The sequence below is a fragment of the Marinimicrobium sp. UBA4209 genome, assembly GCF_002381585.1.
Lineage (GTDB): Bacteria > Pseudomonadota > Gammaproteobacteria > Pseudomonadales > Cellvibrionaceae > Marinimicrobium > Marinimicrobium koreense.
Window position 1 is genome coordinate 29,776 of the sequence record NZ_DFTP01000012.1, and the last position, 4,916, is coordinate 34,691.

A 4,916-nucleotide genomic window follows, 5' to 3' on the forward strand; every position below is an offset into this window, starting at 1 on the left:
TGGGCGATGTGGTCCGTGTGGACACCCGTACAGGCGAATACCTGGGGCGCGCGTCCAAAGACTGATGCCCGCCTCCACCACCCGACGTCGGTCGGGTGGTGCTTTCCTTTCTCCTCCCTGATGTTCCGCCCATGACTGATTGGCAGCCTTCCGCCTCACTGGAACTTGTGCGTCTGCGTGCGAGTGTGTACCAGCGTATTCGGCAATTTTTTGCCGAGCGCGAGGTGCTGGAAATAGAAGCGCCGGTGATGGGCGCCGCGGCAGTGACTGACCCGTTTATCGACTCGGTCACCGCTCAGTGCGCGGGACGTACCTATTACCTGCAGACTTCACCTGAATTTGCCATGAAGCGCCTGCTGGCGGCGGGGGCGGGGCCGATCTACGCCCTGGGCAAAGTGTTTCGCAACGGTGAGCGGGGGCGCAAACACAACCCGGAGTTCACTCTGCTTGAGTGGTATCGCACCGGGTGGGATGACCGGGCGCTGATGGGGGAAGTTCAGGCACTCATCGAGTTGTTGATACCGGGCCTGGACGTGACCTACCTGAGCTATCGCCAGTGGTTTGAGCGGCACCTGCAGATCGATCCGCACACCGCCTCGGTGGCTGAGCTGGCGGCGCTGGCAAAAGCGCGAATCAATATCGAGGCGGAGGACGAGGATCGGGACTTCTGGCTCGATCTGCTGGTGACCCATGAGCTGGAGGCCTCCCTCGGCGACGGCCTGACCTTTGTGTACGACTATCCCGCCAGTCAGGCCGCCCTGGCCCGCCTGGCCACCGACGACCAGGGGCAGACTGTGGCCCGGCGCTTTGAGGCGTTTATCGGCGGCATGGAGTTGGCCAATGGGTATTGGGAGCTGACCGATGCCGACGAGTTGCGCGGTCGCTTCCTCGCCGATCAACAAAAACGCCGTGCCCTGGATTTACCGGTCTACCCTTCGGATGACAAACTGCTCGCCGCCATGGCCGCTGGCCTGCCGGACAGCGCCGGCGTGGCCCTGGGGGTGGATCGGTTGCTGATGTGCTTGAGCGGCGCGTCCCATATTGCCGATGTCCTGGCCTTCGACGTTGATCGTCTGTAACGCAGGAAACTGTCATCATAGCGTCATACTATGACGACATTAGCTTGTGAACCGCCTGGCACCTGATACGCTTAATAGTAGGTGCCGGTAGTTCCCTGTGGGCTGCACGTTGAGACAAACAAAAGCGCGTGCAGACGGGACGACACCCTCACAACGACAATTCAGTGAGGTAGGCCGTCATGCAGATTATTTACGACGAGTCGATTCCCGCCAACGACCAGCCCCTGGTCATGATCCGAGGCGATCACGAACGGGTGGAGATGCATCTGCGCCAGGATGAGCAGCGACATTACACGCTGTTTGCCTTTGCCGGGGACCATCGCCGGCCGGCGAGAACCCAGCAGCAGGGCCCCTATCACTGCCTGGGTCAGGCCAATGGCGCCCGGCGGGCGATAGCCGCCGCTTTGCGAGCTCAGGGCTACCGGGTCAGTGATGATGTTCACCCCGTGTGGTGCCTGGAGGCTCAGCGGTGTATCAATGCCCTGCGGGACGCACACCAGCAGTTTCCGGTCAGCTACAAATTTGATCCCAAGGACGTCTACCTGGATTGGTAGGCGCGGAACTAGCGCTCACCGTCGTCGGGCGTGGTAGATACGCCCAGGCGAGCCGCCTGACGGCGCCAGCGACGTCGGGCCAGTTCCTGCATGTCCCGGGTTTTGTCTTTTTCGTCCACGATTTCCAGCCCGAGCAGTGCTTCCAGCACATCCTCAAGGGTGATGATGCCCACCACCGAACCGTACTCCGTCACCACCAGAATGATGTGCGTCTGCTCGCGCAGAAACTCTTCCAGGGCCTGGGTCAGTGGCATGCTGTCGAGCAGCGCGGGAATGGCGCGGCGGTGACGTCGCAAGAGCTGATCGCCTTCGCCCCGGGCCTCGGCCAGTAGCAGGTCATCCAGCAGCACAATCCCGTTGATATTGTCCGGGTCACCGGCATACACCGGAATACGGGAAAAGGGCACCGAGTGGTGACTGGTCAGAAAGTCGTGAATGGTCTGCTCCTCGTCCGCCGAAAAAAGCACGGTGCGTGGCGTCATGGTGTCCTTGATGGGCGTGTGACGCAAAAGCAGCAGGTTCTTGAAGATGCCGGATTCGCGCTCGTCCAGGTGGCCTTCCTCGGAGCTGAGATCAGCCATGACTGTCAGCTCGTGCCGATCGAGCCCGGACGACTGGCTGCCACCCCGGGTGATCAGGCGGGTGATGAACTCGGACATTTTGATAAACGGGTAGAGCACAATGATCAAGTAGTGCAGACCGTAGGCGGTCATGGGGGCGAGTGAGCGCCAGTAATAGGCGCCCAGTGTTTTGGGCACGATTTCCGACAGCACCAGAATCAGCAGAGTCAGTACCGCCGAGAACAGGCCCAGGTAGGCGCTGCCAAATACGGCGGTGGCCTGGGCGCCGGCGCCGGCGGCGCCCGCGGTGTGGGCGATGGTGTTCAGGGTCAGAATGGCGGCCAGGGGGCGATCGATGGTGGCTTTCAGCTCGGCCAATAGCAGGCCGGAACGCTTGCCCTCCTGCTGCTTCAGACTGGTGTAGGCGGTGGTCGTGCTAAGCAATACCGCCTCGGCCACCGAGCATAGAAACGAGATACCCAGGGCGATCAGAACGTAGACTATCAGCAGTGTCATGGTTTGGCTCAGGTCGGATAATGGCGTGTTGTGCCGGATGATAACAGGCACTCGATGGCCTGCCCACAGGAGGGGTTATACGGCGGGCGGCGCCGATTGAGGCTTATGTGTTGGGATAGTTCCCGGAACCGGCGCGGATCTGATTGCCGCCGGCTTCCTTGGCCTGATACATCGCCTGATCCGCGGCGCGAATCAGGTCGGCGTCGGTGAGGGCATCGTGCGGGTATAGCGCAAGGCCAATGCTGGTGGAGATGTGCATGGGGATCTGTCGAACCTGAAACGGCTGGGCACAGGCATGACGGATCTTCTCTGCCACCGTGTGGGCTTCTTCGGGGCCGGTGATGTCGTCCAGCAGAACCACAAACTCATCGCCGCCCATGCGGGCGACCGTGTCCGCCGCGCGCAGGTTGACGGTCATGGCCTGGGATACCTGCTTGAGCAGCTCGTCACCCAGCTCATGCCCGTAGTGATCGTTCACCACTTTAAAGTCATCCAGGTCGATGAACATCAGGGCCAGTTGCGTGCGGTGGCGTTGAGCGCTGCGCAGCGCCTGCTCCAGCCGGTCGGCGAACAGGGCCCGGTTGGGCAGGTTGGTGAGAGGGTCGTGCTGGGCCATGTGGCGCATGTGCTCTTCAATCTGTTTGCGCTCGGTCACATCGCTGATGAACCCGTACCACCGGGTGGTGCCGTCTTCCAGCCGTTCCGGCTGGGCATGGCCTTCAAGCCAGTGCATTCCCTGAACGGGCAGTACCACCCGGAACTCGATATGCCAGGTGGTGAGGTGGCGGGCGGACTGGATGATCGAGGCAAACAGGTCGTTGTAATCTTCGGGGTGCACCCGATCGAAGACCGCCTGGATATCCTCGCTGGCCTCAGTGGGCGTGATTTCCAGGTACTCCTCAATGCGCCGACTGGAAAAGGGCATGCGAAAGCGGCCGTCCGGGGCCATTTCGAACTGGTAAATGACCCCCGGGGCCTGGGCGGTCAGATTGTCCAGCAGCTGAATCCGCTCCAGGGATGCCTCGCCCTCGGCCCGGGCCTTGTACACCTGGCCGATCTGATAGCTGACCACCTGGGCGAGCAGCAATACCTCGATCAACACCGCCACCATGCCCAGGTGCTCGACCAGAAAGATCGGGTTGCTGGTGCTCTTCATGGAGATGGCCAGCAGCGCCGGCACCGCAAAGGCGGCGTTGGCAAACAGGTACAGGCGGGCCACCTTGCTCCCCTGAAGGCTGCGCGCCACGCCACAGGTCAGCCCGTAGAGCGCAAAAATCGCGACCCCGACCCGGCAGAACTCAAGCGACCAGTTGGGCGCGAACAGCGCCAGGGGCCAGAAGCTGACCAGCACCCCGATCGCCGTCATGCCCAGCCAGAACAGCGCCGGGTGGGTGTCTCGGTTTATGCGCAACAGGCGCATGACAAACCCGATATAGACGACGTTTGAAAACAGAATGGGGGTGCTGATCAGGTAGAACCAGGTCCAGCCAAACAACTGGCTGTACACCAACAGGGCGGCGCCGTTGTAGAGCAGGTTGCCGAGGATGAACAGAGCGTACAGCAGGTCTGTGCGGGATTGTCGCCACACCGCCATGACGGCGTAATAGAACATCAGGGCGAAAAAAATACCCAGGCCGACCAGGGTCAGGCTTTGGGTCAGAGGAATGCGGCGCTCGTAGTCTTGACGGTCAAACAGGTGGGGTTCGGGCAGGGCCAGGTAGAACGGGCTCTCCATCCGGGTGAGAATCCGGTACTCTCCCGCGGGCAGATTCAGAGATCGGCCGTGGCGCAGGAAGTACTGGTAATCCTGGTCCTGTTGCAGGCCACCGCTGAGCGTCAGGAGCAGGCGGTTGTCGCCGTCGTAGATGCGGTGCACAAACTCATTGAGGGTGGATGAGCTCGCGAAATCCAGTACCAGCTCTGCTGGCTCATCCAGAGTCACTTCCAGTTCGTACCAGAGGACACCGCCGCCGGCGGGTTGGACGGAAACCGTGTTCAGTTGATGGCGGGGTGGGGCGGCTTGTGAGACGTCGCTGTCGGGGGGTAAATCGACCCAGCGGCCGGTCTGTTGCAGAGGACTGCGGGGCTCGGCGGCGGCCAGTGGCGTCCACAGCGTGAGCAGGCTGAGACAAAGCCCGACAACAAATGACACTCTCAGCAAGCAGACATCCTCGTTATATTCGGTGGCTCGGATGGGTGGCGGTCGG

The 4,916-nt window shown here is 61.6% G+C and carries 4 protein-coding genes; 2 read left to right on the forward strand and 2 right to left on the reverse strand.

What is annotated here, in order from left to right; translation table 11 throughout:
- Positions 1-131 precede the first annotated feature (131 nt).
- Together epmA and B3187_RS02380 are read left to right on the forward strand one after the other, a co-directional pair.
- Positions 132-1,079, forward strand: coding sequence for an EF-P lysine aminoacylase EpmA (gene epmA / locus B3187_RS02375; RefSeq protein WP_286804454.1), 948 nt, complete (start codon positions 132-134; stop codon positions 1,077-1,079).
- 179 nt (positions 1,080-1,258) lie between these two features.
- Positions 1,259-1,633: a hypothetical protein gene (locus B3187_RS02380; RefSeq protein ID WP_286804455.1), complete on the forward strand. Its 375-nt coding sequence runs from the start codon at positions 1,259-1,261 to the stop codon at positions 1,631-1,633.
- Positions 1,634-1,641: 8 nt separating this feature from the next.
- On the opposite strand, the gene B3187_RS02385 is transcribed toward B3187_RS02380, so the two are convergent.
- On the reverse strand, positions 1,642-2,709 hold the full coding sequence (locus B3187_RS02385; protein WP_286804456.1) for a CNNM domain-containing protein: 1,068 nt from the start codon (positions 2,707-2,709) through the stop codon (positions 1,642-1,644).
- Positions 2,710-2,812: 103 nt separating this feature from the next.
- Positions 2,813-4,861: a diguanylate cyclase domain-containing protein gene (locus B3187_RS02390; protein WP_286804458.1), complete on the reverse strand. Its 2,049-nt coding sequence runs from the start codon at positions 4,859-4,861 to the stop codon at positions 2,813-2,815.
- Positions 4,862-4,916: the final 55 nt, after the last annotated feature.